14 protein-coding genes are annotated in these 13,684 nt (G+C 64.5%); 9 read left to right on the plus strand and 5 right to left on the minus strand.

What is annotated here, in order from left to right; genetic code table 11:
• Positions 1 to 7: 7 nt before the first annotated feature.
• On the minus strand, positions 8 to 508 hold the full coding sequence (locus D460_RS0113895; protein WP_018899164.1) for an SRPBCC family protein: 501 nt from the start codon (positions 506 to 508) through the stop codon (positions 8 to 10).
• Between the two features lie 5 nt (positions 509 to 513).
• Positions 514 to 858 carry a metalloregulator ArsR/SmtB family transcription factor gene (locus D460_RS0113900; protein ID WP_018899165.1) on the minus strand — a complete coding sequence of 115 codons (345 nt, stop codon included), beginning with the start codon at positions 856 to 858 and terminating at the stop codon, positions 514 to 516.
• A gap of 117 nt (positions 859 to 975) precedes the next feature.
• Here D460_RS0113900 and D460_RS0113905 point away from each other — a divergent pair, with 117 nt between their 5' ends.
• The 8 genes from D460_RS0113905 to D460_RS0113940 all read left to right on the plus strand — a co-directional run bounded on the left by D460_RS0113905 (position 976) and on the right by D460_RS0113940 (position 9,934).
• Positions 976 to 1,617 (plus strand): dihydrofolate reductase family protein, encoded by a 642-nt coding sequence (locus D460_RS0113905; protein ID WP_018899166.1) that lies wholly within the window; start codon positions 976 to 978, stop codon positions 1,615 to 1,617.
• Positions 1,618 to 2,140: 523 nt separating this feature from the next.
• The gene (locus tag D460_RS0113910; RefSeq protein WP_018899167.1) at positions 2,141 to 2,335 is read left to right on the plus strand and encodes a hypothetical protein; all 195 of its coding nucleotides are present in this window, start codon (positions 2,141 to 2,143) and stop codon (positions 2,333 to 2,335) included.
• A 172-nt stretch (positions 2,336 to 2,507) separates the two neighbouring features.
• The gene (locus D460_RS0113915; protein ID WP_018899168.1) at positions 2,508 to 3,503 is read left to right on the plus strand and encodes a P1 family peptidase; all 996 of its coding nucleotides are present in this window, start codon (positions 2,508 to 2,510) and stop codon (positions 3,501 to 3,503) included.
• 42 nt (positions 3,504 to 3,545) lie between these two features.
• Complete coding sequence (locus tag D460_RS0113920; RefSeq protein WP_018899169.1) at positions 3,546 to 4,463, plus strand: LysR family transcriptional regulator; 918 nt, start codon at positions 3,546 to 3,548, stop codon at positions 4,461 to 4,463.
• Positions 4,464 to 4,653: 190 nt separating this feature from the next.
• Positions 4,654 to 6,183 (plus strand): ABC transporter substrate-binding protein, encoded by a 1,530-nt coding sequence (locus D460_RS0113925; RefSeq protein ID WP_026283125.1) that lies wholly within the window; start codon positions 4,654 to 4,656, stop codon positions 6,181 to 6,183.
• Positions 6,184 to 6,680: 497 nt separating this feature from the next.
• Positions 6,681 to 7,628, plus strand: coding sequence for an ABC transporter permease (locus D460_RS0113930; protein WP_018899171.1), 948 nt, complete (start codon positions 6,681 to 6,683; stop codon positions 7,626 to 7,628).
• A 1-nt stretch (position 7,629) separates the two neighbouring features.
• Positions 7,630 to 8,496, plus strand: a complete 867-nt coding sequence (locus D460_RS0113935) for an ABC transporter permease (protein ID WP_018899172.1) — start codon at positions 7,630 to 7,632, stop codon at positions 8,494 to 8,496.
• Between the two features lie 46 nt (positions 8,497 to 8,542).
• The gene (locus D460_RS0113940; RefSeq protein WP_018899173.1) at positions 8,543 to 9,934 is read left to right on the plus strand and encodes an amidase; all 1,392 of its coding nucleotides are present in this window, start codon (positions 8,543 to 8,545) and stop codon (positions 9,932 to 9,934) included.
• Here D460_RS0113940 and D460_RS0113945 read toward each other — a convergent pair.
• The 3 genes from D460_RS0113945 to D460_RS0113955 all read right to left on the minus strand — a co-directional run bounded on the left by D460_RS0113945 (position 9,927) and on the right by D460_RS0113955 (position 12,709).
• The gene (locus D460_RS0113945; protein ID WP_018899174.1) at positions 9,927 to 10,784 is read right to left on the minus strand and encodes an NlpC/P60 family protein; all 858 of its coding nucleotides are present in this window, start codon (positions 10,782 to 10,784) and stop codon (positions 9,927 to 9,929) included. The genes D460_RS0113940 and D460_RS0113945 overlap by 8 nt on opposite strands.
• Positions 10,785 to 10,800: 16 nt before the next feature.
• Entirely contained in the window at positions 10,801 to 11,145 is a 345-nt protein-coding gene (locus D460_RS0113950) for a MarR family winged helix-turn-helix transcriptional regulator (RefSeq protein WP_018899175.1), read from the minus strand.
• A gap of 175 nt (positions 11,146 to 11,320) precedes the next feature.
• Positions 11,321 to 12,709 carry a leucyl aminopeptidase gene (locus D460_RS0113955; protein ID WP_018899176.1) on the minus strand — a complete coding sequence of 463 codons (1,389 nt, stop codon included), beginning with the start codon at positions 12,707 to 12,709 and terminating at the stop codon, positions 11,321 to 11,323.
• Positions 12,710 to 12,852: 143 nt separating this feature from the next.
• Between D460_RS0113955 and D460_RS0113960 the strand changes: the two genes are divergently transcribed.
• Complete coding sequence (locus tag D460_RS0113960) at positions 12,853 to 13,683, plus strand: tetratricopeptide repeat protein (RefSeq protein ID WP_018899177.1); 831 nt, start codon at positions 12,853 to 12,855, stop codon at positions 13,681 to 13,683.
• Position 13,684 lies beyond the last annotated feature (1 nt).

A 13,684-nucleotide genomic window follows, 5' to 3' on the forward strand; every position in this document is an offset into this window, starting at 1 on the left:
GCGGCCTTTACTCTGCCGCCCCGCCTGCCTGGCCATCCAGCCAGGCCACCAGACCATCCAGCGTCTGCAGCCCGTATTCGACGGCGCCAAAGCCGATGACGAACTGACGCCGCGCGCGGGTCGGATGCAGCTGGCGCATGGTCAGCACCGTCTTGCCGTCGGTCTGCTCGTCGAAGGTCACCGTCACCCTGAAGCGATCGGGGTCCTCGGGGTCGGGCGTGCCGTAGTCCATGACGATCCGCTCGTTGGGCACGATCTCGAGGAAGCGCATGAGATTGGGGAAGCGTTGCTCCCGGCCCTCGAACATGCCCACCATATCGAACCGCCAAACGCCGCCTTCGCGGATATCGGCCTCGATGCTCTCGATCGCAAGTCCTGTAGGGCCATACCATTGCGCCAAAGCATTGGGGTCCATCCAGGCCGCGAAGACCCTGTGGCGGGGATGATTGATGACCTTCACCAGCACGATTTCGCGGTCCAGCGACCAGCTGTCAAACGGATCTGCCATGTGCTTCAATCTCCTCCCACTTCATCTTGCGTATTATCGAGATAAGTCTCCAGCCGATCCAGCCGCTGGCTCCAGCGCAGCCGCTCGGACGCCATCCAGTCAGCGGCCTCGTCGAAGCGCGCCTGCACCAGGCGGCACCAGCGGCTGCGGCCGCGCTTCTCGCTGGCGATCAACCCGCAATCTTCAAGCACCTTCAGATGCTGGACAAAGGAGGGCAGGGCCATGTCGAATGGCTCCGCCAGGATGCTGACCGATACCTCGCCCTCGGCCAGCCGCGAGACCACCGCGCGGCGCGTGGGGTCGCTGAGGGCGTGAAAGGCGAGGTCGAGCGGGGTCGAGTGATAGGGCATGTCGTTTTTTACGGCAGGCCGGGTTGCGGGTCAATATTAGAGAGGTACTTGCCTTAGTAATTTGACCTGATACAAAGGTAATGACCTTAGTATTTGACCTGTGAAGAGGATAACACGGTGGCAGTTCGTATCGATCTCATGATCTCGCTGGATGGTTTCGCGACGACGACGGACCAGACATCAGAAGTCCCGTTCGGCGAAGACTGGGCACGGCTCGTCGGCGCTTACATGGCCACGCGGACTTTCCGCGAGCGTGTGTTCAAGGACACGAGCGGCAGCGGCACCACCGGCCTCGACGATGAGTATGCGCGGGCCTATTTCGAGAATATCGGCGCCGAGATCATGGGTGCCGGCATGTTCGGCCTGCACAATTTTCCCGATGATCCGGACTGGCGCGGATGGTGGGGCGACGAGCCGCCCTTCGGTTGCCCGGTCTTCGTCCTCACGCACAGGGAGCGCCCGTCGATCGAGATGGCCGGCGGCACGACGTTCCATTTCATCAGCGCCAACCCCATCGACGCGCTGGCGCAGGCGACCAAGGCTGCCAACGGCCAGGATGTGCGCGTCGGCGGCGGGCCGACGGTCGCGCGCGATTTCTTGAAGGCCGGTCTTGTCGATCAGCTTCATGTGGCGATCACGCCGATCCTTTTGGGTCGCGGCATCCGGCTCTGGGATGATTTGCGTGGCCTCGAAGCGGGTTACACGGTCAAATCCGAAACCGCGCCCAGCGGCACGATCCATCTGACTTTCAAGCGTTAATCGCCGCTTGCACCCGTTAACCATTTCGGTCATTTCGCGGCTTACAGACTTTTAATCAAAAGCCCCATTGCCGGAATCAGACGCACTCCCTATCTCTGGCTGCGAGCGACGGAGAGTTCCGTATCGTCATACCAAGTGCACAAAGACCTGCTAATGGTCTTCTCGTGAATTCGGATTTGGCGGAATGATATTTTCCTAATCGCCGACATTTTGACACGTTTCGGAATATGTTTCCGACAGTTCGTTATGTATTCTCTACAAATAAGGTAGATTATACGGAACACCAACCGCCGGTCCCGGCATGCCCCGGGGCCCGAAGCAAGCACGACGCAGAAGAAAGGAACGAGACATGAACGACTTTGATATTCTTGCCACGCTCCTGATGCGCCCGGTGCTTGGCAATGACCGTCCGGGCGCTCTCTCCCGCCCGAACTGTCGAATGTGACCTTCGTCCCCCCTTAAACGGTAAAAGACAAGTCAATTCGCCATCGCCGACGCACTCCGCGCGGCAGGAGTTCTATGCATGAAAAAAGAAGTTATCGAATACGCAGGCGTGCCCGTTGGCATCGTCATTCCGGATGAAAACCGGCTGAAATTCATCGCCGTGAAGTATCACGTCCACGATCTCGACGAGCAGCACTTCAGCTCGCCGGCCGAGGTCAAGCACGCGATCCACGATCTGATGACCCGCCGTCATCCCAAACCCATCCATGCCTGAGGGCATGGTTCGATGCCGGCTTGAAATGGCCGGGCGAAAACAATTCGAGGATATCTGACCGGTCCCGCCTGAAGCGGGGCCGGTCTTGTTTTTTGCCCTCCCATATCGTCCTATCGCCCCCCTGCCGATCGCCCTGTTCGCGAAAAGCCCACCGACGAGAAGGACGCCGCACTTGCTCAATCTGCTCACCGATATCGAAGGTCTCTCCGTCGGCCACGCCACGGATCTCGGCCTCGGCTCCGGCGTCACCGCCATCGTCTTCGATAAGCCGGCGGTGGCCTCCGGCGTCGTGCTCGGCGGCGCGCCGGGCGGCCGCGATACCGCGCTGCTCGACCCCTCCATGACGGTGGCCGAGGTCGACGCCTTCGTGCTGTCAGGTGGCTCCGCCTTCGGGCTTGATGCCGCCGGTGGCGTCCAGGCCGGCCTGCGCGCCATGGGTCGGGGCTTTCCTGTTGGAAACCAGCGCGTGCCCATCGTCCCGCAGGCGATCCTGATGGACCTCCTGAACGGCGGCGACAAGGATTGGGGCCTGCAATCGCCCTACCGCGATCTCGGCTACGAAGCCTTCCGCGCTGCCGCGAAGGGTTCGTTCGCGCTCGGCACCGTCGGCGCCGGCACCGGCGCCACCACCGCCACTTTCAAGGGCGGCCTCGGCTCTGCCAGCGCCCGCTCGTCGGCTGGCCACACCATCGCTGCCATCGTCGCCGTCAATGCGCTCGGTTCCGCCACGGTGGGCGAGGGACCGCATTTCTGGTCGGCGCCTTTCGAAGAGGACAATGAATTCGGCGGCCTCGGCCTTCCGCAGGCAATCGGCGCGCGCGATACCGCCATGCGCCTCAAGGGCATGAACACCACCGCCACGACCATCGGCGCCATCGTCACCGATGCCGTGCTGACCAAGGCCGAAGCCCATCGCCTCGCTATCATGGGCCATGACGGCTTTGCTCGTGCGCTGTTGCCCGCGCATCTGCCGCTCGATGGCGACACCATCTTCTCGGCTGCCACCGGCGCCAAGCCACTCGGCGGGCTACCCGATTTTCTGGAACTTTGCCACCTCGCCACGCTTGTGATGGCCCGCGCCATCGCCCGCGGCGTCTACGAGGCGACGGCCCTTCCAGTAAAAGGCGCCCAGCCGGCATGGCGGGACCGCTATGCCGATCGCCTGTGATGGATTAGAGGATGGCATTGGTCCGAATGCGGAGACGGTGAGATGCAGATACGCGCCCTGATGTATTTCGACGAACTGGTCCGCACCAATTCGATGCGCCAGGCCGCCGAAAACCTGAACGTCGCGCCGACAGCGATCAGCCGACAGATCGAGAACCTCGAATATCATTTCGGCGCGCCGCTGGTGGAGCGTAGCGCCCGTGGCGTCAAGCTGACGGCCGCCGGCGAGCTGCTCGCCGCCCGCGCCGGCCGCACCCTGCGCGAGCTCGATCATGTCGGCCAGCTGATCGAGGATCTGAAGGGCCTGCAGGCCGGCCGCGTCGCCATCCACGCCAATGGCGCCACCGTCGCCAATCTCCTGGCGCCGGCGCTGGCCGAATTCAGCCTCAAATATCCCAAGCTGCATTTCGAGGTCACCATCTCCAGCGCCCGCCAGGCCGTCGAGGCGGTCAATGGCGGCGAGGCGGATATCGCCGTCACCCTGTTTGCGCCGGCCGTCGCGGGCACCAAGGTCAGGCTGCGCTCCGAGATCGCCTACGACCTGATCGTCGCGACAGGCCATCCGGCGGCCGAGCGGCAGGAGGTGAACCTCAAGGATATAGCCGACTATCCATTGGCGCTGCCCGACCAGTCTTTCGGCTTTCGCCAGGCTTTCGATGCGCTGTTCGAAAAGGCGGGGCTGAGCTTTGATGCCGTCTTCGTCACCAGTTCGCTGGAGATGCTGAAGGAACTGGTGCTGAGCGGTGCCGCCGCCACGCTCTTGCCGGCGCTGACGGTGCGCCGCGAGATCGAGGCGGGCCAGCTCCGCGCCGTGCCGCTGGCGCCCAGAAGCGCCATCCGCACCCATGTCGATCTTTGCGTGGCGCCCGATCGCCAGCTATCGTTTGCCGCCTCCAAGCTTCTCGACTTCATCGAGCGCTTCATGCGCGAGCGCGCCGGCAGCCCTGTCGGCAAGGGCTGAGGAAATGCAACGGCCGCCAACCGACGGTCTTGGACTTGGATCGCCTTGGGCTTGCATCGCGGGAAAAATTCCTGTGTAGCTCTTTCGGCTACACTGAGCACACAAAATCGTCATTGTGTGTGCACAGGCGCAATGACACTCTATCGGCAATCGGCCAGTTGCAGCAAGCGGCGGCCATGAAGGGGACATGATGATCAAGCTTTCGTTCGCGCCTTCCGCGCGTCTCGTTCGTCGTCTTTCGCTTGGGGCCGCCGTCTCGGCCGGCCTGGTGATGCTCAGCCTGACGCCGGCTGAAGCCGCCAAGACGACGCTTAGCCTCGGCATGACCATCGAGCCCAGAGGCCTCGACCCGACGATCGCCGCCCCCGTCGCCATCGGCCAGGTCACCTGGCAGAACGTCTTCGAGGGCCTGGTGACGATCGACGAGGCCGGCAAGGTTCAGCCGCAGCTGGCGAAAAGCTGGGAGATCTCGCCGGATGGACTGACCTATACGTTCAAGCTGCGCGAAGGCGTCACCTTCCATGATGGGCAGGCCTTCGATTCCGCCTCCGCCAAGTTCGCGCTCGACCGTGCTCGCGGCAAAGATTCCGTCAATCCGCAGAAACGCTTCTTCGCCTCGATAGCCTCGATCGATACGCCCGATGCCGCGACACTGGTGTTGCATCTCTCCGAGCCCACCGGCAGCCTGCTCTACTGGCTCGGCTGGCCCGCCTCCGTCATGGTGGCGCCGAACTCAGCGGCCGATGACAAGACCAAGCCTGTTGGAACCGGCCCGTTCAAGTTCGTTAGCTGGGCCAAGGGCGATAAGGTCGAGCTGGAAAAGAACGCCGGCTATTGGAACAAGGATGTCTCGGTCGCGCTCGACAAGGTGACCTTCCGCTTCATCGCCGATCCGCAGGCGCAGGCCGCGGCGCTCAAATCCGGCGACGTCGACGCCATCCCCGAATTCGCAGCACCGGAGCTGATGACCTCTTTCGATGGCGATGCGAGGCTGACGACCAAGATCGGCAACACCGAGCTTAAGGTCGTGGCCGGCATGAACAATGCCGAAAAGCCCTTCAACGACAAGCGCGTGCGCCAGGCCCTGATGATGGCGATCGACCGCAAGACGGTGATCGAAGGCGCATGGTCCGGCTTGGGCACGCCGATCGGCAGCCACTACACGCCGAATGATCCCGGCTATGTCGACCTGACGGCCAAGCTCCCCTACGATCCCGAAAAGGCCAAGGCTTTGCTGACGGAAGCCGGCTACCCCGATGGCTTCAGCTTCACCATCAAGTCGCCGCAGATGGCCTATGCGCCGCGCAGCGCCGAGGTCATGCAGGCCATGCTCGCCGAAATCGGCGTGACCATGACCATCGAACCCACCGAATTCCCGGCCAAGTGGGTCCAGGACGTGATGAAGGACCGTTCTTACCAGATGACCATCGTCGCCCACGCCGAGCCGATGGACATCGACATCTATTCCCGCGATCCCTACTACTTCAACTACAAGAATCCTGATTTCAACGCGCTGATGAAGAAGGTCCAGGAAACCACCGATCCTGCCGCGCAGGCAAAGATCTACGCCGAGGCACAAACCATCCTCGCCGACGACGTCCCCGCGCTCTTTCTCTTCGTCATGCCCAAGCTCGGCGTCTGGGACAAGAAGCTGAAAGGCCTCTGGGAAAACGAGCCGATCCCGTCGAACGTGCTCACCAACGTCTCCTGGGACGAATAGGTGGCGGGAGGGTTTGTGTTGGTGGGAGAGGATGGAGAGGTGAGGGTAATCACCGAGCCTGCGGCCCCCTCATCCGCCTGCCGGCACCTTCTCCCCGCTGGGGAGAAGAGACTCGTGGCGGGGCGCTCGCTCCCTCTTCCCTTCTCCCCAACGGGGAGAAGGTGGCCCGAAGGGTCGGATGAGGGGGCTACGCGCGCTGGGTCCCCCACGTACAGCCCCGCCAAGGTTACCCCCCTCTGTCCTGCCGGACATCTTCGCCACAAGGGGGGAGATTGGATGGGCGCGCTCGCTCGCTCGACCTTCATTGGTTGGCGTAAACCTCGCCACTTGCCGATCTCCCCCCTTGTGGGGGAGATGTCCGGCAGGACAGAGGGGGGTATCCCGCCCGCCGCGTCTGCGGCCCCCTCATCCGGCTGCCGCCACCTTCTCCCCACTGGGGAGAAGAGACTCGCAGCGGGCAGCTCGCTCCATCTCCCCTTGCCCCCAAGGCCCGCCGCATGATCGCCCTCGTGCTCCGTCGCGTCGCCGGCCTCGTCCTCACGCTGCTCGTGGTCTCGCTGCTGATCTTTGCCGTCATGGACACGCTGCCCGGCGACCCGGCCTCAATCATGCTCGGCACCTCGGCCTCGCCGGAAACGCTGGCGGCGCTCCGTCATGAACTCGGCCTCGACCGCTCGCTCCTGGTCCGCTACGCCGAGTGGCTGGCAGGCGTCTTCACCGGTGATCTCGGGCGCTCCTACACCTACGGCGTCCCCGTCGCCGGCCTCATCCTCGAGCGCCTCGCCGTCACCCTGCCGCTCGCCCTCATCGCCATCCTGCTCTCCGTCGCCATCGCCATCCCCCTTGGCGTCACCGCCGCCTCCAGGCGCGGCGGCATTGTCGATGCGGTCGCGGCCGTCTTCTCGCAGGTCAGCATCGCCGTCCCCGCCTTCTGGGTGGCGCTGCTGTTGATCATCCTGTTTTCGACCACGCTCGGGCTGATGCCGGCGGGTGGTTTTCCGGGCTGGAGCGCCGGCGTCTGGCCGGCGCTGAAGGCCTTGCTGATGCCGGCGGTGGCGCTGGCGTTGCCGCAGGCGGGCGTGCTCACCCGTGTTACCCGCTCGGCGGTGCTGGACACGCTGCACGAGGATTTCACTCGAACCGCCCGCGCCAAAGGCCTGTCATCGGGCACCGTGCTCTGGCGCCATTCGGTGCCCAATGCGCTGGTGCCGATCCTCACCATCCTCGGCCTGCAAGCCACCTTCCTGGTGGCCGGCGCCGTGCTGGTCGAGAATGTCTTCAATCTCCCCGGCCTCGGACGCCTCGCCTATCAGGCGCTGTCGCAGCGCGATATCGTCGTCATGCAGGATGTGGTGCTGTTCTTCGCCGGCCTCGTCATCCTCATGAATTTCCTGGTCGATCTCTCCTATCTCGCGATCGACCCGCGTCTGAGAAAGGGGATCTGAGATGGCGCCCCTGGTCTCGACCGCAACAAATATCGGCCGCCGCCGCCGCATGCGCGGCGTCAAGCGCGTCAACCTCATCGTCGGCGCCGCGATCGTCGCCTGCCTCGCGGCCATCGCGCTCGTGTCGCTCGTCTGGACGCCGCTGCCGCCGGCCAAGATGCAGATCATCCACAAGCTGCAGCCACCGCTCGGCTTCGGCCTTCTCGGCACCGATCAGCTCGGCCGCGACGTGCTCTCCATGCTGATGGTCGGCTGCTGGAATTCGCTGTCGATCGCGATCGTCGCCGTCGCCATCGGCGCCACGCTCGGCACCATCGCCGGCCTTGCCGCGGCCGCCTTTCGCGGCATCTTCGAAACGCTTCTGATGCGCGTCTGCGACGTCATCTTTGCGCTCCCGCCCATCCTCTCGGCGATGATGCTCGGCGCCTTCCTCGGCGGCGGCCGGCTGACGGCGATCGCCGCCATCGCCACCTTCCTCATTCCGGTCTTTGCCCGTGTTGCGCTGGCAAGCGCGCTGCAGGCCTGGAGCCGCGATTACGTGCTCGCCGCCCGCGCGCTTGGCAATACGCGGCTGGCGATCTCGCTCCGCCACGTGCTGCCCAATATCATGAGCCAGCTCATCGTCCAGGTGACCATCCAGCTTGGCCTCGCGGTGCTCACCGAAGCGGGCCTCAGCTTCCTCGGTCTCGGCCTTGCCCCGCCGGCGCCGAGCTGGGGGCGGATGCTGGCCGATGCGCAGACCTATCTTGCCCTTGCCCCATGGCTCGCCATCCTCCCCGGCCTCGCCATCGCGCTCTCCGTCCTCGGCTTCAACATGCTCGGCGACGGCCTGCGCGATCTCCTGAATCCCCGTGAGGCCAGCCGCTGATTGAAGACGCCGCTGATTTGATAATGTCATTTTGAAAGACCGCGCCATGACCGAGATCGACCTGAGCATCCGCGACCTGAAGCGGCATTTTGCGACGAAGAGCCTGTCTCCGCTGGAATACTGGCTGGCGCTGGAGCCGCATATCTCAGCTTGGGAGCCGCACATCGCCGCGCTCTATCTCTACGATCCCGAAGCCGCCCGCGCGCAGGCAAAGGCCTCGACCGAACGCTGGGCGAAGGGGGAAACGCTGGGCCCGCTCGATGGCATCCCGGTCACGCTGAAGGAGTTGATCGCTACGAAAGGCCAGCCCGTCCCCCTCGGCACCAGAGCCGTGGAGCTGACGCCGGCGCTCGACGACGCCCCCATCGCCGCCCGCATGCGCGAGGATGGCGCCATCATCTTCGCCAAGACCACATGCCCTGACTACGGCATGCTCTCGTCCGGCCTCTCGAGCTTCCACAAGCTCAGCCGCAACCCCTGGGATGTCAGCCAGAACCCTGGCGGTTCCAGCGCCGGCGCCTCGGCGGCGGCGGCAGCCGGCTATGGCCCGCTGCACATCGGCACCGATATCGGCGGCTCCGTGCGGCTTCCGGCCGGCTGGACCGGCATTTTCGGCTTCAAGCCCAGCCACGGCCGCATCCCGGTTGACCCCTATTATGTTGGCCGCTGCGCCGGGCCGATGACGCGCACGGTCGATGATGCGGCGCTCGCCATGGCAACGCTGTCGCGGCCGGACTGGCGCGACGGCACCAGCCTGCCGCCAAACGATATCGACTGGACCGATCTCGATATCGACCTGTCGGGCATGCGCATCGGCCTCATGCTCGACGCCGGCTGCGGTCTCGATGCTGAGGACGAGGTGAAGACGGCGGTCGTTGCCGCGGCGAAACAGTTCGAGAAAGCCGGCGCCGTCGTCGTGCCGGTCGGCCCGGTGCTGTCGCGGGCGATGCTCGATGGGCTCGACAATTTCTGGCGCGCCCGCTTCTGGGGCGATATCGAGGGGCTGAGCGAGGAGCGCCGGGAGAGCATCCTTCCCTACATCTACGGCTGGGCGAAGCGCGGAGCCGATGTCAGCGGCGTTGCCGCCGTCAAGGGCTTCAATCAGACGATCGAGATGCGCAAGGCCTGCGGCGCATTGTTCGAGACGGTCGATGCCGTGCTCTCGCCGACCAATCCCATCGTCTCCTATCCGGCCGAATGGGCCTCGCCGACCAACGATCCGGCCCGGCCCTTCGAGCACATCGCCTTCACCGTTCCCTGGAACATGTCGGAGCAGCCGGCCTCGTCGATCAATTGCGGCTTCTCGAAATCCGGCATGCCGATCGGCCTGCAGATCGTCGGCCCCCGCTTCGACGACATGCGCGTTCTGCGATTGTCCAAGGCCTTCGAAACGTGGTCGGGCGGCGTCACCGCATGGCCGAAGCCGCCGGTCAGCTGATCGGTCGACGATAACCGTTGGGCTGTTCGTAGAGCCAGCCGATGCGCTGCACGGCCTCTTCGAAATTCTCCCGTACCACCGTCATGGTATGGCCGGTCGCGTGCAGGATCGTTTCCGCATCCTCCATGATCGCCACATGCCCCTTCCAGAACACCAGGTCGCCGCGTCGCAGCTCCTCGCGGGTGATCGGTGTGCCAAGCGCTGATGCCTGCATGTCGGTATCGCGCGGCGCGGCTCGGCCGGTCATCAGCATGGAAAGCTGCACCAGCCCGGAGCAGTCGATCCCGAGTCCGGAGCGTCCGCCCCAGAGATAGGGGGTTTCGACAAAGCGGGCGGCGATATCGACATAGTCCGCGCCGTCAAGCGCGCCGATCGGCTGCACATGCTTGGCGAAAATGGCCGTGCCGTCTTCAAGCGTCACATAGTGGTTGCCGCGCGCCTCTGCGGTGCCGGCAACAGCGACGCGGCTGCCCATCGAAAGAATGTTGTTATAGGGTTTGCGCAGCTCCGGCTCGCGATAGAGGAAGGTGCGCTGAACGGTGACGATATGGGTCGGCGCGGGCGCCTTGTCGCTCACAGCGCTCTCTGGCAGATAGCCGACGTAATTGTCCGACCGCGCCTTGATCCAGCACCATCCGTCGGCGCGGTCGAGCACGGTCACGTCCTCGCCGAACAAGAGCTCGGTGTCGATACCGACGGTCGCGTCGGGTCGCGGCCGAAGCCCCACGATGGGCACTGCGATGCGCGCCGGCGTCCCGTCGGTAAAACGCTGCGCCATGACCTGTCCTTCCAGTCCGCGCTCGGCGAGGTCGTCCCTGAAGGCGTGCAGGCGGCGGTCGAGCGTGGTCATGGTCTTGTCCTCAAAGTCACAGCCGGCGCCCGTGCTCGCGCACGCGGTCGCCCAGTTTTTCCAGGTAAAGCGCGCCGCCCACGGTGCGCTTGATCAGCACGTTGCGCCGGTCGCTGTCATCGCGCACCCGGTCCACCAGCCCCATCTCGCCCATCGTATCGAGCGCCCGGGTGATGACGGGCTTGGTGACGTTGAGCTCGGCGGCCAGTCCGCGCACGGTATGCGGCGGCGGCACGAGATAGATATGCAGCAGGATCGCCATTTGGCGCAATGTCAAATCGCGGTCGTCGTGGCGAACCTGGTCGAGCGAGACGCCATGCCAGAGCCCGAGCGCCTGAGATGCGGTCAATTCGATCGGCACGGCCCCTCCCGCATTCGTTACGCCTGCGTTCCATTTTCCGGCACGTATCCGCACAACGCAATGGGGCGGCAAATCTGCCGCCCCACAGGGTGAATAAAATTTTAACGATCGCGACGCTGATCCGATGTGCGTAACGCCGGACGGAAAACCGAGCCACACTTTTCCTGGCGTTGCTTTAACGAACGCTCTCGCGGATGTGGTGGTAAAGCGCCCGGATCGCCTGCGCCTCGCCGCCGCCGGGCGAATGCGGACGCTCCGAAGGCGCCCAGCCGTAAATGTCGAAATGCGCCCAGCTCTTGGCATGGCTGACGAAGCGCTTGAGGAACAGCGCGGCCGTGATCGCGCCCGCCATGCCGCCTGCCGGCGCATTGGTGATATCGGCGAACTTGGCGCGGATGTCCATTTCGTAGCCGGCATAAAGCGGCAGCCGCCACAGCGGATCGTCGGTCTCGATGCTCGATTCCATCAGGTCGCGCGCCAGATCCGTATCGTCGGTGAAGAAGGGCGGCAGGTCGGGTCCGAGCGCCACGCGCGCAGCCCCCGTCAGCGTCGCCATGTCGATCATAAGGTCCGGTTCTTCCTCGTCGGCGTAGGCCAGCGCGTCGGCGAGGATCAGGCGACCTTCGGCGTCGGTGTTGTCGATCTGCACCGTCAGACCCTTGCGGCTCTTGTAGATGTCGCCCGGGCGGAAGGCATTCGAAGAGATCGAGTTCTCGACCACGGGGATGACGACGCGCAGGTCGACCTTCAGCTTGGCATCCATGATCATCAGCGCCAGACCCATGACGTTGGCAGCACCCCCCATGTCCTTCTTCATCAGAAGCATGGAGGAGGCGGGCTTGATGTCGAGACCACCGGTGTCGAAGCAAACGCCCTTGCCGACCAGCGTGATCTTGCGGTGGCCCTTCTTGCCCCAGCGCAGCTCCATCAGGCGCGGAGCGTCGGCGCTGGCGCGGCCGACCGTGTGGACCAGCGGGAAATTATGCCGGAGATCGTCGCCCGAGATCACCGAGATTTCCGCCTTGTAGTGCGCCGCAAGCCCGCGGAACGCCGCTTCCAGCTCGTTCGGGCCCATGTCGTTGGTGGGGGTGTTGATCAGGTCGCGGGCGAGAAATACGCCGGCCAGCTGCCGCTTGATATCGGCCGCATCGGCATCGCGCGGGATCATCAGCGTTCCGGCCGGCTGCTTTTCGGATTTGTAGCGATCGAAACGGTAGCTCCCGAGGCCGAAGCCGAGCGCCAGCCGGTTGGCCGTCAGTGGCGCCGTCTCGATGTGCCAGTCGCCCGCCGGCAGCGCGCGCGCCAGCTTGCCGGTGATATAGGGGTGTTCGGAAGGATTGGTGCCGAGGCCGAAGAGAGCGCCGCCGAGATGGCCTTCCGAAGTCGGGATCAGCAGCAGCGAGCCGCTCTCGGCCTTGTAGCCCGCCTTTTTCGCCCAATCGAGCGCGATCGGATCGATCGTCCCGGTTTCGATATGCGCCGGCGTGACGGCGAAGATCGGCAGGGTCTGGCCGCCCTTGGAGTTGAAGGGGGTCGGTCTCTCGATGAACTGGAACGGGGGCATTGCTTATCCTTCGGGGGCGTCCGGAATCATATTTTAACGTTCCGTTAGGGTTAACAGACTATTGCTTGAGCGTAGATTGCGTCAAAGCCTTTCCCTGTTCCGCTTTTAGGTCAGGCGCCGATTTCTGATTTCAGGAAACCGCGATGGCTGCTTTGGTCGACACTTATTCGAAAACCCGTCTTCTCCAGTGCGCGGCAACCGCGATGCTGGCCCTGATGCTGGCCGGCTGCAACACCACCAAGGACAAGATGACGACGGGCTCGATCCCGGTCGCGCTGAACAAGCCGGTCGAGACGATGAACGATCAGGAAGTGCGCTCCGCCACCGATCGCGTCGGCCAGGCCTACGACAAGAACCCGCGCGATCCCGTCAACGGCGTCAACTACGCCAATCTCCTGCGCATGCAGGGCAGGGACGCCCAGGCGCTCGCCGTCATGCAGCAGGTGGCGATCGCCAATCCGCAGGATCGCAACGTGCTGGCCGCTTACGGCAAGGCGCAGGCCGCCGCCGGCCAGCTGCAGCAGGCGCTCGATACCATCGGCCGCGCCCAGACGGCCGACCGTCCCGACTGGAAGCTCGTCTCCGCGCAAGGCGCCATCCTCGATCAGCTCGGCCGGTCCAGCGAGGCGCGCCAACGCTATCGCGACGCGCTCGATCTGCAGCCGGGCGAGCCGTCGATCCTGTCCAACCTCGGTATGTCCTACGTGCTGACCCGCGATCTCAGGACCGCCGAAACCTATCTGCGCCAGGCAGCAAGCCAGCCGACGGCCGATAGCCGCGTGCGCCAGAATCTCGCGCTCGTCGTCGGCCTGCAGGGCCGCTTCCCGGAAGCTGAAAAGATCGCCCGCGGCGAACTCTCGCCGCAACAGGCCGATGCCAACGTCGCCTATCTCCGCTCGATGATGTCGCAGCAGAATTCCTGGCAGAAGCTCGCCGCCAAGGATGTCGGCACCGCGACAGCCAGCGCCAACTGAC

It is taken from the genome of Rhizobium sp. 2MFCol3.1, from assembly GCF_000377565.1.
Lineage (GTDB): Bacteria > Pseudomonadota > Alphaproteobacteria > Rhizobiales > Rhizobiaceae > Rhizobium.

Bases quoted from the DNA above. Each gene is read 5' to 3' on its own strand.
- D460_RS0113920 (WP_018899169.1), top strand. From the start codon at position 3,546: ATGCAGATACGCGCCCTGATGTATTTCGACGAACTGGTCCGCACCAAT.
- D460_RS0113945 (WP_018899174.1), bottom strand. From the start codon at position 10,784: ATGACCACGCTCGACCGCCGCCTGCACGCCTTCAGGGACGACCTCGCC.
- D460_RS0113910 (WP_018899167.1), top strand. From the start codon at position 2,141: ATGAAAAAAGAAGTTATCGAATACGCAGGCGTGCCCGTTGGCATCGTC.
- D460_RS0113900 (WP_018899165.1), bottom strand. From the start codon at position 858: ATGCCCTATCACTCGACCCCGCTCGACCTCGCCTTTCACGCCCTCAGC.
- D460_RS0113960 (WP_018899177.1), top strand. From the start codon at position 12,853: ATGGCTGCTTTGGTCGACACTTATTCGAAAACCCGTCTTCTCCAGTGC.
- D460_RS0113895 (WP_018899164.1), bottom strand. From the start codon at position 508: ATGGCAGATCCGTTTGACAGCTGGTCGCTGGACCGCGAAATCGTGCTG.
- D460_RS0113930 (WP_018899171.1), top strand. From the start codon at position 6,681: ATGATCGCCCTCGTGCTCCGTCGCGTCGCCGGCCTCGTCCTCACGCTG.
- D460_RS0113925 (WP_026283125.1), top strand. From the start codon at position 4,654: ATGATCAAGCTTTCGTTCGCGCCTTCCGCGCGTCTCGTTCGTCGTCTT.
- D460_RS0113940 (WP_018899173.1), top strand. From the start codon at position 8,543: ATGACCGAGATCGACCTGAGCATCCGCGACCTGAAGCGGCATTTTGCG.
- D460_RS0113935 (WP_018899172.1), top strand. From the start codon at position 7,630: ATGGCGCCCCTGGTCTCGACCGCAACAAATATCGGCCGCCGCCGCCGC.
- D460_RS0113955 (WP_018899176.1), bottom strand. From the start codon at position 12,709: ATGCCCCCGTTCCAGTTCATCGAGAGACCGACCCCCTTCAACTCCAAG.